The organism is Neisseria sp. P0021.S005 (genome assembly GCF_051956955.1).
In genome coordinates, this window is the sequence record NZ_JBQCWY010000883.1 from 1 (window position 1) to 560 (window position 560).

Here is a 560-nt window from a genome sequence, read left to right on the forward strand (position 1 = left end):
TTTCAATTTCGCGGGCAACCAGCTGACCCATGTTGTGCAGGTGGACATGGCCGGGCACGAATTGGGTGAACGAGTTGGCAACGGCGATGATGGGCTTGCCGAAGTCGGTTTCCATCACGCCGGTGGCGCGCCACAATGCGCGTGCGCCCGCCATATTGCGGCCGTGGGTGGAGGTTTTGGAGCGGTATTCTGGCATGGGGTATTCCTCAGAGGGGTGGTATTTTGAAAGACGAGCCGTCTGAAATAAAGGTATCGACTTGAGCAACCTTTGTTTCAGACGGCATTTAGACCGGTATTTTATATGAAATACCGCATAATAAGAAATGCTTTAAGCGAAACGAAAGGTCGTCTGAAACAAGGTTTCGACTTTACGAAAACTGTTTTTCAGACGACCTTGATGGCAAGAAATCCTAGCATTATTTACAGTTTTTGAAAGACAATACTTCCTTTGAAGCCGTCTCTCCCGATAGAGGCGCAATTAATTGATAAAGGCAAATTCAGAAAAGCAGGCAAGATGATCGATTATGCAATTAGTGAAGGGCATATTACCAAGACAGAAG

At 47.0% G+C, this 560-nt stretch carries 1 pseudogene; it reads right to left on the reverse strand.

The features are described from left to right. A pseudogene (locus tag ACTHUE_RS19955) lies at window positions 1-196 on the reverse strand (dihydroxy-acid dehydratase); the annotation flags it as partial. Between the last annotated feature and the right edge of the window lie 364 nt (window positions 197-560).